16 protein-coding genes are annotated in these 17,865 nt (G+C 75.8%); 8 read left to right on the forward strand and 8 right to left on the reverse strand.

Annotation, left to right across the window (positions count from 1 at the left end; all coding sequences use genetic code 11):
• Positions 1 to 75: 75 nt before the first annotated feature.
• The 3 genes from Q1A09_RS04110 to Q1A09_RS04120 all read right to left on the reverse strand — a co-directional run bounded on the left by Q1A09_RS04110 (position 76) and on the right by Q1A09_RS04120 (position 6,133).
• Positions 76 to 3,690, reverse strand: a complete 3,615-nt coding sequence (locus Q1A09_RS04110; protein ID WP_299952210.1) for a TIM-barrel domain-containing protein — start codon at positions 3,688 to 3,690, stop codon at positions 76 to 78.
• Positions 3,691 to 4,023: 333 nt separating this feature from the next.
• The gene (locus Q1A09_RS04115) at positions 4,024 to 5,013 is read right to left on the reverse strand and encodes a DUF3152 domain-containing protein (protein ID WP_299952211.1); all 990 of its coding nucleotides are present in this window, start codon (positions 5,011 to 5,013) and stop codon (positions 4,024 to 4,026) included.
• Positions 5,014 to 5,074: 61 nt separating this feature from the next.
• Positions 5,075 to 6,133: an alpha/beta fold hydrolase gene (locus Q1A09_RS04120; protein WP_299952212.1), complete on the reverse strand. Its 1,059-nt coding sequence runs from the start codon at positions 6,131 to 6,133 to the stop codon at positions 5,075 to 5,077.
• A gap of 90 nt (positions 6,134 to 6,223) precedes the next feature.
• Between Q1A09_RS04120 and Q1A09_RS04125 the strand changes: the two genes are divergently transcribed.
• Both Q1A09_RS04125 and Q1A09_RS04130 read left to right on the forward strand, forming a co-directional pair.
• Complete coding sequence (locus tag Q1A09_RS04125; protein WP_299952213.1) at positions 6,224 to 6,874, forward strand: TetR/AcrR family transcriptional regulator; 651 nt, start codon at positions 6,224 to 6,226, stop codon at positions 6,872 to 6,874.
• 109 nt (positions 6,875 to 6,983) lie between these two features.
• Positions 6,984 to 7,214 (forward strand): DUF3107 domain-containing protein, encoded by a 231-nt coding sequence (locus Q1A09_RS04130; protein WP_222194064.1) that lies wholly within the window; start codon positions 6,984 to 6,986, stop codon positions 7,212 to 7,214.
• Positions 7,215 to 7,332: 118 nt separating this feature from the next.
• Here the strand turns inward: Q1A09_RS04130 and Q1A09_RS04135 are convergent, their stop codons facing one another.
• On the reverse strand, positions 7,333 to 8,031 hold the full coding sequence (locus tag Q1A09_RS04135) for a ferritin-like fold-containing protein (RefSeq protein ID WP_299952214.1): 699 nt from the start codon (positions 8,029 to 8,031) through the stop codon (positions 7,333 to 7,335).
• Between the two features lie 539 nt (positions 8,032 to 8,570).
• Here Q1A09_RS04135 and Q1A09_RS04140 point away from each other — a divergent pair.
• From Q1A09_RS04140 to Q1A09_RS04155, 4 genes are all read left to right on the forward strand, one after another.
• Positions 8,571 to 10,127, forward strand: a complete 1,557-nt coding sequence (locus Q1A09_RS04140; RefSeq protein ID WP_299952215.1) for a DEAD/DEAH box helicase — start codon at positions 8,571 to 8,573, stop codon at positions 10,125 to 10,127.
• A 107-nt stretch (positions 10,128 to 10,234) separates the two neighbouring features.
• Complete coding sequence (locus Q1A09_RS04145; protein ID WP_299952216.1) at positions 10,235 to 11,338, forward strand: PQQ-binding-like beta-propeller repeat protein; 1,104 nt, start codon at positions 10,235 to 10,237, stop codon at positions 11,336 to 11,338.
• Between the two features lie 119 nt (positions 11,339 to 11,457).
• Positions 11,458 to 12,393 (forward strand): alpha/beta fold hydrolase, encoded by a 936-nt coding sequence (locus Q1A09_RS04150; protein WP_299952217.1) that lies wholly within the window; start codon positions 11,458 to 11,460, stop codon positions 12,391 to 12,393.
• On the forward strand, positions 12,390 to 13,262 hold the full coding sequence (locus tag Q1A09_RS04155) for an oxygenase MpaB family protein (RefSeq protein WP_299952218.1): 873 nt from the start codon (positions 12,390 to 12,392) through the stop codon (positions 13,260 to 13,262). Before Q1A09_RS04150 ends, Q1A09_RS04155 begins: the two co-directional genes overlap by 4 nt.
• Before the next feature lie 10 nt (positions 13,263 to 13,272).
• Here the strand turns inward: Q1A09_RS04155 and Q1A09_RS04160 are convergent, their stop codons facing one another.
• Complete coding sequence (locus Q1A09_RS04160) at positions 13,273 to 13,677, reverse strand: hypothetical protein (protein WP_299952219.1); 405 nt, start codon at positions 13,675 to 13,677, stop codon at positions 13,273 to 13,275.
• An 18-nt stretch (positions 13,678 to 13,695) separates the two neighbouring features.
• Positions 13,696 to 14,592 (reverse strand): LysR family transcriptional regulator ArgP, encoded by an 897-nt coding sequence (locus Q1A09_RS04165; RefSeq protein ID WP_299952220.1) that lies wholly within the window; start codon positions 14,590 to 14,592, stop codon positions 13,696 to 13,698.
• A gap of 63 nt (positions 14,593 to 14,655) precedes the next feature.
• Here Q1A09_RS04165 and Q1A09_RS04170 point away from each other — a divergent pair, with 63 nt between their 5' ends.
• Both Q1A09_RS04170 and Q1A09_RS04175 read left to right on the forward strand, forming a co-directional pair.
• Positions 14,656 to 15,282, forward strand: a complete 627-nt coding sequence (locus tag Q1A09_RS04170) for a LysE/ArgO family amino acid transporter (protein ID WP_299952221.1) — start codon at positions 14,656 to 14,658, stop codon at positions 15,280 to 15,282.
• 367 nt (positions 15,283 to 15,649) lie between these two features.
• Complete coding sequence (locus Q1A09_RS04175; RefSeq protein ID WP_299952222.1) at positions 15,650 to 16,060, forward strand: hypothetical protein; 411 nt, start codon at positions 15,650 to 15,652, stop codon at positions 16,058 to 16,060.
• A 30-nt stretch (positions 16,061 to 16,090) separates the two neighbouring features.
• Here the strand turns inward: Q1A09_RS04175 and Q1A09_RS04180 are convergent, their stop codons facing one another.
• Positions 16,091 to 16,948: a PD-(D/E)XK nuclease family protein gene (locus Q1A09_RS04180; protein ID WP_299952223.1), complete on the reverse strand. Its 858-nt coding sequence runs from the start codon at positions 16,946 to 16,948 to the stop codon at positions 16,091 to 16,093.
• 52 nt (positions 16,949 to 17,000) lie between these two features.
• Positions 17,001 to 17,858, reverse strand: a complete 858-nt coding sequence (locus tag Q1A09_RS04185) for a PHP domain-containing protein (protein ID WP_299952224.1) — start codon at positions 17,856 to 17,858, stop codon at positions 17,001 to 17,003.
• Positions 17,859 to 17,865 lie beyond the last annotated feature (7 nt).

The following is a 17,865-nucleotide window of genomic DNA, read 5'->3' on the forward strand; positions in this document are numbered from 1 at the left end:
GTGGGCAGGCTGGTGGGGCGGGGCGCCGCTGACCGGCGGGCCGGGGTCTCCGGCCCGCCGGTCAGCGGGAGCCGGTCAGCGGTAGGCCACCTCCATCGGCATCCGGACCGGCCGCTTCGGCACCGAGACGGTGAGCACGCGGGTCTCCGGGTCGAACGTCCAGCGGCCGGTGTCCATCCGGGCACCGTTGAGCATCACCGAGCGCGGCTCGTGCGCGTCCAGGAAGCGCACCGTCCAGTTCCGCTCGGTCACCCCGCCGGCGTAGGAGCCCTTGGGCGCCGAGACGTGCACGATCGACCGGTTGCCGTCCACCGAGGCACGGACGGCGGTGGTCCGGCTCTGCGAGCGGTCGTCGGTGACCCCGTCGTCCTCGAAGAGGGAGAAGGCCCCCTTGGCCCCGGAACCGACCGTGAGGGTCACATCGGTCAGCGGGTTCTGGGCGTCGTTGGCGACGTCGTCCGTCCGGGTGGCGACGATGCCGCCCGAGCGCACGAACACCGGCATGGTGTCCAGGCCGCTGGTGACGTCGGCGGTGGTGCCGCCGGCGTACGTCTGCCCGGTGAACCAGTCGGTCCACGAGCTGCCCGGTGGGAACCAGACCCGGGTGGTCGCCGTCTCACCCGGCGTCACCACCGGCGCGACCAGGACGTCGGGGCCGTACAGGTACTCGCTGCCGGCGGTCGCGTAGGCCTCCTGCTCACCCGGGTGGTGCAGGTAGGGCGCACGGACGACGGGGACGCCGGTGGCCTCCGCCTCCCGGGCCAGCGTGTACGTGTAGGGCACGAGGGCCTCACGCAGCCGCAGCGCATCGGCCGCCGCGTCGCCGCCGGCCCCCGGGTACTGCCAGGGCAGCCGGTCACCGTGGTTGCTGTGCAGCCGGTCGATCGGCTGCCAGGTGCCGAACTGCACCCAGCGGGCGTAGAGGTCGTCGGGCAGCTTGTCGGTCCGGACGCCGTCCACGACGTCGGAACCCGGCAGCCCCCAGTTGCCCCCGTTGTGCCCACCGATGTCGTGGCTGACCGGCGACAGGCCGGTGGCCGCGGACTGCCCGGAGGTGAAGCCGACCTCGGCGGCCAGCATGCTCCAGGTGGACGTGGTGTCACCGGTGAAGGGCAGCGTGGTGCGCTTGTCCGCCCACGGACCGGTCGGCAGCGGCGTCGCGTTGCCGTAGCCACCGGCCTGCAGCGAGCCGAAGGCGCGGGAGAAGGCGAACCCACGTCCGAGCCGGGAGTCGCTGTAGTCGGCGTACGCCTGGTTGATCCAGGCGTCGCCGGTGACGCCCTCGAGGTTGGACTCGCTGGCGTCGCAGCACCAGTCCAGCCACCACACGTCCTGCCCGGCCGCCTGCATCGAGTCGTGCAGCTCGAGGTAGGCCGCCAGCTGGTCGGGGTCGCCGAAGTCGAACGTGTAGCAGACCGGGCCGCCGTTGCACCCGCTGGTGCGCTGGGTGAGCTTGCCCTTGGCGGTCGCCTGCGCGGCGGCCAGCTTCGGGTCGCGGGCGTCGATGCTCGGGTGCACGTTCAGGCTGGTGTGCAGCCCCTGCGCCTTCGCCCAGGCGAAGAAGCCGGCCGGGTCGGGGAACTTCTCCCGATCGATCTCCCAGCCGTTCCAGGTGTTGCCCGCCTTGAAGTCGGTGTCGATGACCAGGGCGTCGAGCGGGACGTCGTTCGCCCGGAACTGCTCGACCACGGCCTGGTAGTCCGCGGCGGTGCGGTCGAGGTACTCGGAGAACCAGACGCCGTAGGTCCAGCGCGGCAGCAGCATCGACGGCCCGGTCAGGGTGGCGAGGTCGCCCAGCGCCTGTTGGTACTCGTGGCCGTAGCCGAAGACGTAGCCGTCCTGGTAGCCACCGGCCCCGTGCGAGGAGCGCGGGGTGGGCGTGCGGGTCGCCTCGTCGTAGATCGCCGAGGTGGTGTCGTCCAGCAGCGACCAGCCGTCCTGGTAGAGCAGGCCGGGGTTGAGGGCCGGGTTGCCGTTGCGCGCGTCGACGCCGTCCAGGCTGCGGCGGTAGCCGCCCAGGGCGGCGTGCGGTGCGAGCAGCGGCGCACCGGTCGCGGTGACGGCGACGGTGTCGAGGTTGGCACCGCAGCCGCCCGCCGCCGGGCAGCTGAGGACGACGTCGTTGTCACCGGCCGCCAGCACGACGGGGGTGGCGATGGTGCGCCAGCTGTCCCAGCTGCTGGTCGCCGCGAGCGGGACGACGGCCGCCGGGCCGGTGCCGGCCTGCACCGTCATGGAGCCGTCCCCGGCCACCCCGTCGGCGTAGCGGAGCTGCAGGTCGTAGGTGCCGGCCTTCGGCACCCCGACGACGCGCACCGAGTCGGTGGCCCCGCTGACGTCCAGGCCGGCGGTGAAGCCCTCGCCCGAGTACCCGTTGTGGTCCTCGGCCAGCCGGGCGCCGGCTGACAGCGCGCCGGACTCGGCCTCGCAGATCGCACCGAAGTCGCAGTCCTCGCCCACGACCGGCGCGGGCTGTCCGAGGCCGGACCCGACCGGGCCGACCGAGAGGCTGTCGACGTTGACGTCGCCGCCGTCGGACTGCTGCCGGACCAGGGTCACCCGGTTGGCGCCCTCGGACAGCTGGACCCGTGCGGCGGCCAGGCCCCAGGTGTCCCAGTTCCCGGTGGCGGGCAGCCTCAGCGGGGTGCTCGCGCCGCCCTCGACCGCGACCGTGAGGCCGGTCGGCTCGGCGAAGCCCCGGGCGTAGCGGGTGGTGAGGTCGTACTCGCCGGCGGCGGGCGCCTCGACGGAGAAGGTGGCGGCGTCGCCCACGGCCTCGTAGCCGGCGGCGAAGCCGGTGCCGGTGTAGCCGGGGTGGTCGGTGGCGAGGTGCAGCCGCCCCGACAGCGCGAGGGCCTCCGCCTCGCACAGGGCGTCGAAGTCGCAGACCACGGTCGCGCCGGGGTAGGCGGCGCCGGGGGTCAGCACCGCCAGGCTGTCGATGTTGAGCTGGCCGGTGTCGGTCGGGCGGTGGGTGAGCGCCACGGTGTGCCGGCCGGCCGAGAGGTCGAGGTCGACCGGCAGCACCGACCAGGTGTCCCAGTTGCCCGTCGGGGGCAGCGAGATCTGCCGGGCGCCCTCGCCGTCGACGGTGAGCGTCAGCGTGCGCGGCTCGCCCAGCCCGTTGGCGTAGCGCAGCGCGAGCTGGTGAGCCCCGGCGGTGGCGACGGTGACCTCCAGGGACATCGAGGTCCCGGTGCCCTCGAAGCCGGCGGCGAACCCGGTGCCGGTGAAGCCGGAGTGGTCGCCGGCCACGCCCACGCTGTCCAGCGTGAGGTCCTCGGCCTCGCAGAGCGCGCCGACCTCGCAGGAGGCGAGCTCCCGCCCGGCCCACGGTGAGGCGACCACGTCCTGCTCGCCGGCCTGCAGCTGGACGACGAGGTTGTCCTCGGTGAAGCGGCCGGACCCGATCTCGTAGCGGAGGGTCATCGCGCCGGTGTCCAGCACCAGCCAGCCGTCCCGCTTGGCGGTCCGCACCGGTGTCCTGGGGAAGGCGTCCCTCCCGATCGCGTTGAACGTCGGCGCGTCGACGAAGCGGGAGTCGCCGGCGTACTCGGTGCGCACCAGCGTCGGTGACAGGACCTCGAACCGGGCCTGGCCCGACGTGATCGCCCCGGATGCGGCGTCGCGCGGCGGCGGGGCGGCCGTCGCGGCGGGCGCGACGGCGACGACCACCGCGGCGACGGCCACTGCCGCCGGTACGGCCGCCGGCCATCGGGACCGACGTCTGCGGCCTCGTGGTGTTCCGGGCAGGTCCATGTACGACAACCTCTCTGTTGTCCGCGGTCAGGGCGCGCCACCCGGGGCGACGCGGTCTGCGCCGCCTGCCGGGGTCCGGTCGCGCGGGCCGGTCCACCCCCCGGACCACCGCCAGGACCACGGTCCGGCGGCCGCTCGGTAGTGCGCGGAGTGCAACCAGTTGCCTGAGTGGATCCTGTGTGCGCGATCACACCTTGTCAACGGCCCGCAGGCAGAGAGTGACGGACGTTCGAGGTCCGGATCGGCACTCGCTCGGCGCCGGGCTCAGCCCTGCGGGAACGGCCAGGCGTTCTTGGCACAGCCCTGCAGGCCCAGGGTCTGCTGCTGCATGACCGGGGCGAGCTGGCCGGGGCCGGGGCAGGGCTGGTGGCCGTTGCCCAGCGCGTGCCCGACCTCGTGGTTGACCACGTACTGCCGGTAGGTCGGGACGTCCCCGCCGTAGTCGGGGACGGCGGTCTCCCAGCGCGCGAGGTTGATCACCGCACGCTCGCCGTACCGGCAGGAGGTGTAGCCGCCGGTGCCCACCCCCGGGCAGTACGTCTCCATGCTCCCGGGGCTGACCAGGCTGACCCGGAACTCGTAGGCACCGCCGGCTGCCTCGGCCGCACCGACCCGCTGGAAGGACCGCTGTCCACCCGCCCCCCAGGACCGCGGGTCGCCGAGGGTGGCCTCCACGGCGGCGGCGAACTGGGCCCCGTCGACGCCGATGCCGTCCTCCACCTCCACGACGAACCGCTGGAGTGGGCCGGTGCCGTAGACCCCGGAGGTCCCGTCGACCACGGAGACCGTGCCGGCGCCCTGCTCGACGTAGGTGGCCGCGGCCGGCGGGGCCGGCTCCGCGGTCGGCGTCCCCTCACCCTCCGCCGCGGGCGTCGTGGCGGGTGCGGTGCTCGAGGGTGCGGTGCTGGCGGGGGCGGCCTCGGCGGGTGGGCCGACCGGGGAGGCGGCCGCGGTGTCGGTCGCCCGTCCCCCGGTGACCACGCCGGTCACGGCGTCGAGCAGCGCGACGACGGTGGCCAGCGTGAGCAGCGGGATGGCGTAGGCCCGCCAGCCGTACCGCTGGACGAACCGGCCGAACCGGCTGCGGGCCGGGGCCGGACCGCGCCGGCGGTGGGGCGCCGGGTCGCGGCGCGCGACGAGGGGGCCGGCGGGCCGCTGGGCCCGCGGGTCGGCCGGCCGCGGCCCGGGCCGCTCGCCCACGGGGCGTCCGCGCCGGCCCACCTCCCGGTCGGCGCGCGGGCCGGAGCTCGTCACGCCCGCCAATCTCTCACGACGACCGTCCCGGGCGGCAGACCTCGGCCGGGACGGCGGGGGATCACACCCGCTGGGCGCGGCTCCCGGTCTCCCCGGTCGCGACGGCCGCCCCGGTCGTGCCCGCCGCGGCGTCCTCGGCGAGCGCCAGCACCGCACGAGCGGTGGGCTCCGGCGCCTCCAGCATCGCCAGGTGACCGATGCCGGCCTGGACCTGCAGCCGGGCGTCGGGCAGCACCCCGGCCAGCCGGGGCGCCAGCGCCGGGTCGACCAGCTTGTCCCGGTCGCCCCAGACGACGAGGGACGGCGCCTGCACCGAGCGGGCCATCCGCCAGGCGTTGGCCCGCCCGACGCGGAAGTAGGAGGTCATCAGGCCGCGCAGGCTGCGGGTGAGCGCCTGCCCGGCCCACGGCTGCTCGTCCCGCTGCCGCATCTCCGCCACCGCCTCCTCGACCCGCTCCCGCGGCACCCGGGTCGGGTCGCCGAAGCACATCTGCAGCAGCCCGCGGACCCGCTGCTCCGGGCTCACCCCGGCCATCCGGCGTTCGGCCAGCGACGGGACGCCGGGGAGCAGCACGAGGGTGATGGCCCGGTCGAACGCCGCGGGCACCCGGTAGACCGGCATGGCCGCCGAGATCAGCGTCAGCGTGGCGACCAGGTCGGGACGGCGGGCGGCGACCCAGACGCTGACCAGGCCACCGAGGGAGTTGCCGACCAGGTGCACCGGGGCCCCCTGCCCCGGTCCGGGCTGCGCGACGACCCACTCCAGCACGTCGACGACGGCCTGGACGTGCCGGTGGACCGAGTAGCGGGACGGTGGGGCGGACTGCCCGAAGCCGGGCAGGTCCAGCGCGTAGCCGTCGAAGCGGACGGCGAGCAGCGCGGCCAGGTCGGTCCAGTTGGTCGAGGCGCCGCCCAGGCCGTGCACGTAGAGCGCCCGCTCGTGCGGGGCGTCCGCCGGCGGGTCGGCGGCCGGCTGCCCGTCGTCGTCCACCGGGCCGGTCCACGGGGTGTGCCGGACGAGCACCTCGCCACCGGTCACCGGGACCATCGCCCCGGGCCACGGCGGGAGGAGCACGCCGGGCCGGGGCAGCGGGGTCTCGGACAGCCGGGCGTCGCTCACCCGCCCGACGGTAGAACACCGAGATGGCGCCCACCGCCCACCGTTGCGGACGACGCCGTCCAGCAACGGCGTCGGTAAGCTCGCCCCGCCATGCAGCCAAGCCGACCCGTCCCCGTGCCGCCGGCCGCCCGCCGCACCTCCCGCCTGCCGCGCAGCGCCCGCCGGCTGCAGCTGCTGCGGGCCGCGCAGGACGTCTTCGTCGCCCAGGGGTTCCACGCCGCCGCGATGGACGACATCGCCGACCGTGCCGGGGTCAGCAAGCCGGTGCTCTACCAGCACTTCCCCGGCAAGCGCGAGCTCTACCTGGCGTTGCTGGAGCAGCAGGTCGACGAGCTCAGCGACCGGGTCAGCCAGGCGATGGCCGGCACCGAGGACAACCGCACCCGGGTCGACGGCGCGGTGGGCGCCTACTTCGACTTCGTCGACGCCGAGGGCGAGGCGTTCCGGCTGGTCTTCGAGTCCGACCTGCGCAACGACCCCGACGTCCGCCGGCTGGCCGACCGCGGCGCCCTGGCGTGCATCGAGGCGATCGCCGAGGTGATCGCGGTCGACACCGGCGCCGACCCGGAGCGGGCGCTGCTGCTGTCCGCGGGGCTGACCGGGCTGGCCGAGAACAGCGCCCGCTGGTGGCTGGCCCGCAAGGGCACCGTCTCCCGCGACGAGGCGGTCTCGCTCATGTCCGCGCTGGCCTGGCGGGGCATCTCCGGCTTCCCGCGCCGGGACGACGCCGACGACGCCTGAGCCGCGGGCCGGCGACGTTCGCTGACGGCGCACCCGCCGGACCGGCTGGCCCACCGGGGCCTGGACTAGCGTGGGGAGCCAGCAGCCAGACCTGAGGAGGCATCTCCACGTGGAAGTCAAGATCGGTGTCCAACACTCCCCCCGCGAGCTGGTCATCGACAGCCCCAAGACCCCCGACGAGATCGCGGCTGAGGTGTCCAAGGCCATGAGCGCGTCCAAGGACGGCCTGCTGACGCTGGTGGACGAGCGCGGCCGCCGCGTCGTCGTCCCGGTCGACCGGATCGCCTACGTCGAGATCGCCGAGGCCGATCAGCGCCGGGTGGGCTTCATCGCCGGCTGACGAAGGACCCCGGTGCCCCCCGCGACTCGCTGACGCTGGTCGCGGGCCCCTGCACCGGGGCCGTACGAGCCTTGCCGACAGGGCGTCGCCGCACCCGCGGCGGCGCCCTGTCGTCGTGTCAGCCGTTCAGGCCGAGGGCCTGCATCCGGGCGGAGTGCGCGGTGGTGAGCCGCTGCAGCAGCTGGGCCACCCCGGCCAGGTCGCCGGTGCCGCCGATGATCAGGTCGGCCAGCTCGTCGTGCTCGGCGATGACCGCCTGCGACTGGGTGAGCGCCTCCCCCACCAGCCGGCGGGCCCACAGCGCCAGCCGCCCGGCGAGCGTCGGGTCGCCGATGATCGCCGCCCGCACCTCGCGGAGGGCGAAGTCGGCGTGGCCGGTGTCGGCCAGCACCTCCTCGACGAGCGCACGGTCCGGCTGCGGCAGGAAGGCGGCGACCTCGCGGTAGAAGTCGGTGGCCAGCCCGTCACCCACGTAGGCCTTGACCAGGCCCTCCAGCCAGGTGCTCGCCCGGGTGCCGTCGTGGAAGGCGTCCAGCGCGGCCGCATAGGGGCGCATCGCCTCGGCCACGTCCACCCCGAGCTCGCGCAGCCGCGCGGTGAGCCGTTCGTGGTGGCCGATCTCGGCGGCGGCCATCCGGGCCAGGGCGGACCGGCCGTCCAGCGTCGGGGCCAGCCGGGCGTCCTCGGCGAGCCGGTCGAAGCCGGTCAGCTCGGCGTAGGAGAGCACTCCGAGCAGGGCGATGACCGCCGGCCGGCCGGGACCCTCGCCGGCAGGCTCGGTGGCCGCGCCCCCGGCCCTGTCGTCGGCGCTCGTCACGGGTCCTCCCTCGTCGTCCGGTCCTCGGTGCCGGGCGGCCGTGACCACCCGGACGGGTGGCCGGGCGGCCGTGTCGCACCGCGGCAGGGGGAGGCTAACGGGCTGGTCAGGCTACGATGGAATCGACGGGCCCTGGGGCTCGTTCCCCGAAGAGCAATTCCCTGTGCGCTGATGACCGCTGGATCTCCTCCTCGAGACCGGCCCTCCGAGGGCCGTCTCCCGGGCAGTCTGCACCGGACGCCCGGTCTGCTGGCCGCGTCGGCGCGTGGATCGAACATCCCGGAACCGACCCCGGGACCGGCGAGCGCCGCCGGGCAACGCCTGCTCCCAGGCACCGCCGAGCGCTCCTGGTCCCCCACCAGACCGAGGCGAGAGAACTGACCTCCACCGAGAACACCCCCGTCGAGAACACCCTGGCCGCTCCCGAGCTGGAGCGCGCCGAGAGCGGCGCCCCCGCCCCCGAGGAGCTGGAGCAGCAGGTCGAGGAGCTGGGCGGTGCCCCCGTCGCCAGCGACAGCCCGCTGTTCAGCGACTTCGACGTGCACCCCGACATCGTGGCCGCGCTGGCCGAGGTCGGGATCACCCGCACCTTCGCCATCCAGGAGCTGACCCTGCCGCTGGCCCTCGCCGGCAACGACCTCATCGGGCAGGCCCGCACCGGCACCGGCAAGACCCTGGGCTTCGGCGTCCCGCTGCTGCAGCGCGTCGTCCCCGCCGCCGAGGGCGGTGACGGGGTGCCGCAGGCGCTGGTCGTCGTCCCGACCCGTGAGCTGTGCGTGCAGGTCTCCCGCGACCTCGCCGCCGCCGGCGCCAAGCGCGGCATCCGGGTGCAGGCCATCTACGGCGGCCGGGCCTTCGAGCCGCAGGTCGCCGCGCTGCAGGCCGGCGTCGAGGTCGTGGTCGGCACCCCCGGCCGGCTGCTGGACCTGGCGCAGCAGGGCCACCTGATCCTGGGCAAGGTGCGCGGCCTGGTGCTGGACGAGGCCGACGAGATGCTCGACCTGGGCTTCCTGCCCGACATCGAGCGCATCCTGGCGATGGTCCCGGACAAGCGGCAGACGATGCTGTTCTCCGCGACGATGCCCGGCCCGATCGTCACCCTGTCGCGGTCGTTCATGACCCAGCCCACGCACATCCGGGCGCACGGCAACGACGAGGGCTCGACCGTCCCGCAGACCACGCAGTTCATCTACCGGGCGCACAACCTGGACAAGCCCGAGCTGCTCTCCCGGGTGCTGCAGGCCCGCGACCGCGGCCTCGTCATGGTCTTCTGCCGTACCAAGCGCACCGCGCAGAAGGTCGCCGACGAGCTGGTCGACCGCGGGTTCGCCGCGGCCGCCGTGCACGGTGACCTCGGGCAGGGCGCCCGCGAGCAGGCGCTGCGCGCCTTCCGGGCCGGCAAGGTCGACGTGCTGGTCGCCACCGACGTCGCCGCCCGCGGCATCGACGTCACCGGCGTGAGCCACGTCGTGAACTACCAGTGCCCCGAGGACGAGAAGACCTACGTGCACCGGATCGGCCGGACCGGGCGTGCGGGGAGCACCGGCGTCGCCGTCACCCTGGTCGACTGGGACGACATCCCCCGCTGGCAGCTGATCAACAAGGCGCTGGAGCTGGACTTCGCCGACCCGCCGGAGACCTACTCCACCTCGCCGTGGGTCTACACCGACCTCGACGTGCCGACCACGGCCACCGGCCGGCTGCCCCGCTCGCAGCGGACCCGCGAGGGACTGGGCGCGGAGACGCTGGAGGACCTGGGCGAGACCGGCAAGCGGCAGAAGACCGGCGGCCGGACCGGGGGCAACCACTCCGGCCCGGGCCGGGACGCCGTCGCCCGCACCGACGAGGACCAGCCCTCGGCCGGCCCGCGCAAGACCCGGTCGCGCCAGCGCACCCGGGGCAGCGGCGCCGCCGCGGCCGGTGCCGCCGCGGCGCTGGGCACGGACTCCCCCGCCGCCGACGGCGCGGCCCCGGTGGCTGCCGGGGCCGCCGAGGACGGTGCGGCCGGCCGGCCGCGGCGTCGGCGTCGCCGGGGTGGCCGGGGTGGCAACGGCGGCGGCGGCAACGGCGGCGGTGGCAGCGAGTCCGTCGCCTGATGGCAGGCCCCCTCCCGACCTCTGGCGCGCTCGGGGCGGGTCCCGGGAGGGGGCCGGCCAGGCGCCCGCCACGGCGGGTCTGGATCTGGACGGCGGTCACCCTCGTGGTGGCCGCCGTCGCCGTGTTCCTGTGGCGCACCTCCGACGTGGTCGCCACCTCCCGCACGACGGCACCGCCGGCCACGGTGCCGGACGAGGCGCCGGCCGCCGAGCTGAGCCAGGCATGGTCCGCGGCGACGACCGACGGCCCACGGCGGGCGGTCGAGGGTGGCCGGGTGCTGGTCACCGACGAGCACGGTGTCGCCATGCTGGACGCCACCACCGGCGAGGAGGCCTGGCACTACCGCCGGTCCAACGCCACGCTGTGCGACGCGACCGCGGTCGACGGCAGGGTGATCGTGGCCTTCCGCACCACCTCGCGCTGCAACGAGCTGACCGCCCTGACCGCGGCCACCGGCGAGCGGGACTGGTACCGCAACGTCCGGTTCCGCACCGACGTCGACCTGGCCAGCACCGACCAGATCCTGCTGGCCAGCAGCCCGACCGGCGTCGTCACCATCGACCCGGCCGGCAACAACACCCGCTGGCGGTACGCCCCGCCGACCGACTGCCGGCTGGTCGGCTCCGACGTCGGCAGCTCCGGGGTGGTCGTGCTGCAGCGGTGCGCGGACACCGGCGTCCTGCAGGTCAGGCTGCTCGACGGCTTCGGCGGCACCGAGATCTGGACCCGCGAGGTGGACACCGGCACCAGCACCGCCCGGCTGGCCGGGGTGGACCGGCTGGTCACCGTGGTCGTCGACGACCGGGTGCTGGTCTTCTCCCCGGTCGACGGCACGCCGCTGCCCGACCTCGACCTGCCCGCGCTCCCCGCCGGGGCGGAGCCGCAGAGCGAGCCGCTCCAGCAGGCCGGGGTCGGGGACGTCGCGCTGCTGTGGGCCCGCGGCACCGCCTACGCCCTCGACCAGTCGACCGGGCTGCCGTTGTGGCAGGTGCCGGCCCGCGGCCTGCCCTCGGCCGGGACGACCGACGAGGCGGGGGTGAGCACCGTGACCGTGCCGGAGGACGGCGCGTTCGTGCAGCGCACGCTGGCCGACGGCACGGAGCTCGCCCGGTCCACCACCGGGGACGACGTCCCACTCGGGGGGCGGACCTCCCTGCTGGGCCCGGTCGTCGTCTACGGCACCGCCGACGAGGTCCTCGGCCACCGCTGAAGAAGGACCACCCTTCCCCCCACGCCTCGCACGCTCGGCGCGGGCCCCTGAAGGGTGGCCGTACAGGCTCCGCCAGGAGGTCGGCGGCGCGCGACCGGACTGCGGGGCACACTCAGGGCATGGTCCTGCCTGGTGGCTCCGAACACACCGCACCCCACGACCTCCGCCAGCTGGCCGCGCACGAGGCCGTCCCGGTCACCTTCCGCGGTGGCAGCGGGCCGCTGGCGGCGCTGGACACCGGCCCCGCCGACGGCAGCACGGCCCTGCTGGTCGCCGGGTTCACCGGCAGCAAGGAGGACTTCGCGCCGCTGCTGTCCCCGCTGGCCGACGCCGGCGTGCGGGTGGTCGCCCTGGACCAGCGCGGCCAGTTCGAGTCACCCGGCCCCGACGACCCGGCGCGGTACTCCGTCGCCGAGCTCGCCGCCGACGTCGTCGCGGTGACCCGGCAGCTGCGCGAGCAGTCGTCGGGTCCGCTGCACCTGCTGGGGCACAGCTTCGGTGGACTGGTCGCCCGCGCCGCCGTGCTGGCCGAGCCGGCCCTGTTCGACTCCCTGACGCTGCTGGGCAGTGGCCCGGGCGCGCTGACCGGCCCGCGCGCCGAGCTGCTGGACCACCTGTCCCCGCTGCTGGACGCCGGTGGGGTGCAGCTGGTCAACGACACCCTCGAGCAGCTGGCGATGACCGACCCCCGGGCGCAGGCGGTGCCGGCCCCGACCGCGGAGTTCCTCCGCCGCCGGTTCCTGGCCAACACCGCCGCCGGGCTGCGCGGCATGGCCGACGCGATGCTCGCCGAGCCCGACCGGGTCGACGAGCTCGCGGCCACCGGCGTCCCGGTGCTGGTCGCCCACGGCATCGCCGACGACGCCTGGAGCCCCACCGTGCAGGCCGAGATGGCCCGTCGGCTGGGCGCCCGGCACGAGGTCGTGCCGCAGGCGGTGCACTCCCCCGCCATCGAGAACACGGCGCGCACGCTCCAGGCGCTGCTGACCTTCTGGGCCGACCCGGTCGCCGCCGTCACCGCGCTCGAGGACGACCAGGCCGGGGCCGTGCGATGAGGCCGACCCCGTCGATCAACGACTTCACGCCCGAGGAGGACCTGCTGGGCTTCTTCGGCCCGGACAGCGTCAGCTGGCGGATCCACAGCGACCCGGCGTTCTCCGTCGGCGGCATCCGCGCGCTGCTGCTGCAGGCCCTGCACCCGGTCGCGATGGACGGCGTGCACCAGTTCTCCACGGCCTTCGCCACCGACCCGTGGGCCCGGCTCACCCGCACCGCGGAGTACGTGGCCACGCTGACCTTCGGCACCCGCCGCGACGCGCTGCGCCAGGTGCGCCGGGTGCGCGGGCTGCACCGCGACAAGTCCGCGGTCGAGGAGACCACCGGCCGGCAGTACCGCGTCGACGACGCCGACCTGCTGCTGTGGGTGCACGCCTGCGAGGTCGAGTCGCTGCTGTCCACCGCCCGCCGGGCCGGGGTGCCGCTCACCGACGCCGAGGCCGACCGCTACGTCGAGGAGCAGGTCGTCGCCGCCGTCCTGGTGGGCTGCGAGGAGGCCGACGTGCCGCGCACCGTCGCCGAGCTGGACGCCTACTTCGCCGGCGTCCGGGCACGGCTGGCGGTCACCCCGGCGGCCCGCAGCGCCTCCCGGTTCATCCTGCTGCCACCGATGCCCGGCTGGGTCCAGCTGCTCACCCCGGCCCGGCCGGCCTGGAGCACGCTGGCCTCCCTCGGCGCCGCGACGCTGCCCGGCTGGGCCCGCCGGCTGTACGGGCTCCCCGGGTTCGGGCTGACCGACGCCGCGGCGACCGCCGGGCTGCGGGCGTTCCGGCAGACGGCGCTGGCCGTGCCCGCCCGGGTGCGCGAGTCGCCGATCGTGCGGGCCGCCCGCGAACGGGTGGCGCCGGCGGTGCCGCTCACCGCCTGAGTCGCACGGGTCACCGCGCGGACGTCCTCCGGCGGGCGGGGCCCAGGGCGGCGGCGGCGAACGCCGGGACGACGGCCGGCAGCAGGAGCAACCCGATGCCCAGGCCCAGGACGAGCGCCCAGGCCAGCACCACGGTGGCCGCGGCCGCGGTGACCACGCCGGCCCACCGGGACCCGGCGGCGAGCACGGGCACCAGCAGGACCACCACCGGCAGCCCCAGCGCCACGACCGCGAAGGCCCCGGCGTCGGCCCACACGTCGGCGGCCAGCACGACGGCGACCAGCACCGCCAGCCCCAGCGCCGCCCAGCGCAGCACGTCCGCCGTCCGGCCGTCGGACCTGCGTGCGGCCGGCACGAGCGCCAGCCCGGCGGCGACCGCCACTGCGACGACCACGACGGCGATCAGTGCGACCATCAGCCGAGTCTGCCGCACTCAGCCCCGCGGCGGCTGGTCCAGCGCCCGGCGGGCGGCGGTGAGCACCGCGTCGGCCACGCGGTCCAGCGTCGGTGAGCGGAGCTTCCACTGCTGCCAGTGCAGGACGACGTCGACCGCCCCGGCGTCGTCCAGGTCGACGAGCGCCCCCGGTGGCTCCTGTTGGTCGGGCACCATGCCCCAGCCCATGCCGAGCGCGACGGCGGCGACGAAGTCGGCCGAGGAGGGCACCACGTGCACCGGCGGCGCGGTCGGGTCGACGCCGCGGGCGCGCAGGTGGGCGTGCTGCAGGTCGTCGCTGCGGTCGAAGACGACCACCGGCGCCCGGGCCAGCGCCTGCGCCGTCGGCCCCGCGGCGAACCAGCGCTCCGCGAACGCGGTGGTGGCCATCGGCCGGTACCGCATGCTGCCCAGCCGGGTGCTGCTGCAGCCGGGCACCGGGTCGGCGTCGCCGGTGACCGCGGCCATCACCGCGCCGGCCCGCAGCAGCGCCGCCGTCTCCGTCTGGTCGGCGCGGTGCAGGTCGAAGGTGAGCTCGCCGGCCAGCGGCGCCAGCGCGGGCAGCACCCAGGTGGCCAGCGAGTCGGCGTTGACCGCGATCGGCAGGGTGACCGGGCCCCGCGCGGCGCCGTCCAGCTCCCGGGTGGTGTCGGCGGTGAGCAGGTCGATCTGCCGGGCCAGCCGGAGCAGCGCCCGGCCCGACTCGGTGGGCTGCACCGGCTTGCTGCGCACCAGCAGCACCCGGCCGGTCGCGGCCTCCAGGGCCTTGAGCCGCTGGCTGACCGCGGACGGCGTCACGTGCAGGGCGCGGGCGGCGGCGTCCAGCGTGCCGGCGGTGACGGTCGCGTCCAGGGCCCGCAGCTGCGCCAGGTCGAGGTCCATGGCGTCATCAGACATGCTTCAGGTACATCAGGAAAGTGAGCTGGTCTTCCGGCATCGGGTCGACCTAGCGTCGTCCGCGTGCCCCCCGCCCTGCTCGCCGCCGCCGCCGGACTCGGGCTCGGCCTGTCCCTCATCATCGCGATCGGCGCACAGAACGCCTTCGTGCTCCGGCAGGGGCTGCGCGCCGAGCACGTGGCCGCGGTGGTCGCGGTCTGCCTGCTCTCCGACGTCGTGCTCATCACCGCGGGCGTCGGTGGCGCCGGCGCGCTGGTCACCCACGCCCCGGGTGTGCTGACCGTCGTCTGCTTCGGCGGTGCGGCGTTCCTGCTGGTCTACGGCCTGCTGGCCGCGCGGCGGTCGCTGCGGCCGGCCGCCCTGCTGCCCGACGCCGGTGGCGCCCGCGCGGGGCTGGCGGTCACCGTGTCCACCGCGCTCGCGCTGACCTGGCTGAACCCGCACGTCTACCTGGACACCGTGGTGCTGCTCGGGTCACTGGCCAGCACCTACGAGGAGCGCCGATGGTGGTTCGGCGCGGGCGCAGCGCTGGGCAGCGCGGTCTGGTTCGTCGGCCTGGGCTGGGGCGCCCGGCTGCTGCGGCCGGTGTTCGCCCGGCCGGCCGCCTGGCGGGTACTCGACGGCCTCATCGCGGTGGTCATGCTGGCCCTCGCCGCGTCCCTCGCCGTCCGCGGGGTCACCAGCCGCTGAGCACCGCCGACCCCTGCCCGGCACCCTCGAGCCGCCGTCCCGGCACCACCCGTCCCGGCACCGCCCGTCCCGGCACCGCCCGGGTGCCGGCCACGCGGTCCGGCCACACGCGCCCGTCGGCGAGGCGTTGTGTGCCGTCCGACGCGGCGCTACGGTCGCCGCCATGACTGCCGGGTCGGCCTCGAGCCGTGAGCGAGTCGGGTACCCGGCCCGCACGTGAGCCCGGGGCGCCCCAGAGGGCCGCCCGCCGCACCACCCCGCCCGCCGTGACCACCCCGGCCGTGCCCGCTGCACCCCGCTCCCGGCGTCCCGCCGGTCACCCCTGCACTCCGGCCCCTCGTGCGTCCGCCCCACTCCTGGAGACCCCGTGCCCACTGCTGCCCTGCACCACATGATCGTCCCGGTCACCGACCGGGACACCGCCGCCGACTGGTTCGTCGACCTGCTCGAACTGCGCGATCCCTGGCTGAACGGCTTCTTCTCCTCCGTGCAGCTCGACGACTCGATCGTGCTCAACTTCGCGGCCGTCCCAACGGTCGAGCCGCTGCACCTGGCCTTCCTGATCGGCGAGGAGCACTTCGACCGGGTCCGCGCCCGCTTCGACGCCGACGGCACCCCGTACACCGCCGACCCGCCCGGGCGTCGTCCGCAGCAGGTCGGGGAGGTCAACCCCGACGGCAGCGGACGGCGGCTGTACTTCCGCGGCCCGGACGGGCACCTGCTGGAGGTGCTGACCGTCCGCTACACCGACGTCCCGGCCGGCTCCGCCGCCGGCTGACCTCCCTGGCCGGTGACTCCCGGCGCCGGCTCACTCGGCCGGCGCCGCCACCGGCTCGGTGGGCAGGGAGCTCCACGTCTCCCGGGCCGGGGCGGCCGCCTGGCCGGTGGGGCAGCTGGACCGGAAGTCGCACCAGCCGCACTGCCGGCCCGGCGCCGGCGGGAACGCCTCGTCGACGTCGGCGCCGGCCTCCAGCGCCGCGGTCGCGGTGCCGATGTCGGCGGCGATGTCCTCGGCCCGGCGGACGTGGTTGGCCAGCGACCGGTCGGTGTGCTCGAACGCGGCCACCGTGCCGCTGGGCAGGTGGTGCAGCTCGACCCGGGTGCACGGCCGGCGCAGGGTGCGGCGCACGCCCAGGACGTACAGCGCCAACGCCGGTGAGCCGCGCGCCTCGTCCTCGGTGCTGGGCACCCGGCCGGTCTTGTAGTCCACCACCACCAGCTCGTCGCCGCGGCGGTCGATCCGGTCGACCCGGCCGGACAGCGCCAGCGCCTCGGTCGTCGCCCCGACGGTGCGCTCGGTGCCGGCCGGCTCGTCGGTGGGGTCGAGGTCTGCCACGTAGTCGGTGATCCAGCCGGCCGCCGTCGCCCGCCACTGCGCGGCCTGCTCCTCGTCCCGGAACCCGGCCCGCGACCAGCCGCCGTAGAGCAGCTGGCGGGCCGCCGCCGGGGTGCGCTTCTCCACCGGCAGCTCCCACCAGGACCGCAGGGCCGCGTGCACCGCCGAGCCGATCGTGTTGTGCGCCCACGGCGGGCCCTTGGGCGGGCTGGGCCGGGTGAGGTACGCGAACCGGTAGCGGCGCGGGCAGTCGGCGAAGGTGGCGAGCTTGCTCGGCGTGCAGGAGAACAGCCGCTTGGGCATGCCGGGCATCTCCAGCTGCGCGCTCACCGTTCCCCCTCGCTGGTCACCCGGCCACGGTAGCCGGGCCCACCGACGGTCCTCAGCCGGTGAGGACGGCGGTGCCGGTCCCGGCGGCGAGCAACGCCTCGTACTGCTCGGGGTGGGTCGTGCAGGCCGCGATCGGGGTGCGCTTGTTGGTGCCGTGGTAGTCGCTGGAGCCGGTCTGCAGCAGCCCGAGCCCGGTGGCCAGCGCGCGCAGGTACGCCCGCTGGTCGGGGGTGTGGTCGGGGTGGTCGACCTCCAGCCCGAGCAGCCCGGCGTCGGTCATCGCGGCGATCGCGTCGTCCCCGACGACCCGCCCCCGGGAGGTGGCCAGGCCGTGCGCGAACACCGGCACGCCGCCGGCGGCCCGGACGAGCCGGACGCCGTCGAGCACGTCGGTGTCTGCCTTGGACACGTGGTACGGGCTGCGGTGGTGCAGCAGGGTGGCGAAGGCGTGGTCGACCGAGTCGACGACGCCGGCCTCCACCAGCGCCCGGGCCACGTGCGGCCGCCCGACCACGCCGCCCTCGCTACGGGCGACGATGTCGTCCCAGGCCACCGGGTAGCCGTCGGCGGCCAGCGCGGTGACGATCCGCTCGCCCCGGCTGAGCCGCTCCTCGCGCAGCCGCACCCGCTCGGCGGCGAACGCCGGGTGCAGCGGGTCGAACAGGTAGGCCAGCAGGTGCACGCTCACCGGCGGCTCGTCGGCCGGGAACCACCGGCAGGACAGCTCCATGCCCGGCACGATCGTCAGCCCGGCCGGTCGCGCGGCCGCGGCGGCCGCCCAGCCGGCGGTGGTGTCGTGGTCGGTGAGCGCGACGACGTCCAGCCCGGCCGCGGCCGCGGTGGCGACCAGGTCGGCGGGGCTGTCGGTGCCGTCGGAGACCGAGGAGTGGGTGTGCAGGTCGATGCGCACGCCCCCA

It is taken from the genome of uncultured Modestobacter sp., assembly GCF_947486615.1.
Lineage (GTDB): Bacteria > Actinomycetota > Actinomycetes > Mycobacteriales > Geodermatophilaceae > Modestobacter.

Coding starts and splice junctions, on each gene's coding strand:
- Q1A09_RS04125 (WP_299952213.1), top strand. CDS start 6,224: ATGCAGCCAAGCCGACCCGTCCCCGTGCCGCCGGCCGCCCGCCGCACC.
- Q1A09_RS04150 (WP_299952217.1), top strand. CDS start 11,458: ATGGTCCTGCCTGGTGGCTCCGAACACACCGCACCCCACGACCTCCGC.
- Q1A09_RS04155 (WP_299952218.1), top strand. CDS start 12,390: ATGAGGCCGACCCCGTCGATCAACGACTTCACGCCCGAGGAGGACCTG.
- Q1A09_RS04160 (WP_299952219.1), bottom strand. CDS start 13,677: ATGGTCGCACTGATCGCCGTCGTGGTCGTCGCAGTGGCGGTCGCCGCC.
- Q1A09_RS04165 (WP_299952220.1), bottom strand. CDS start 14,592: ATGTCTGATGACGCCATGGACCTCGACCTGGCGCAGCTGCGGGCCCTG.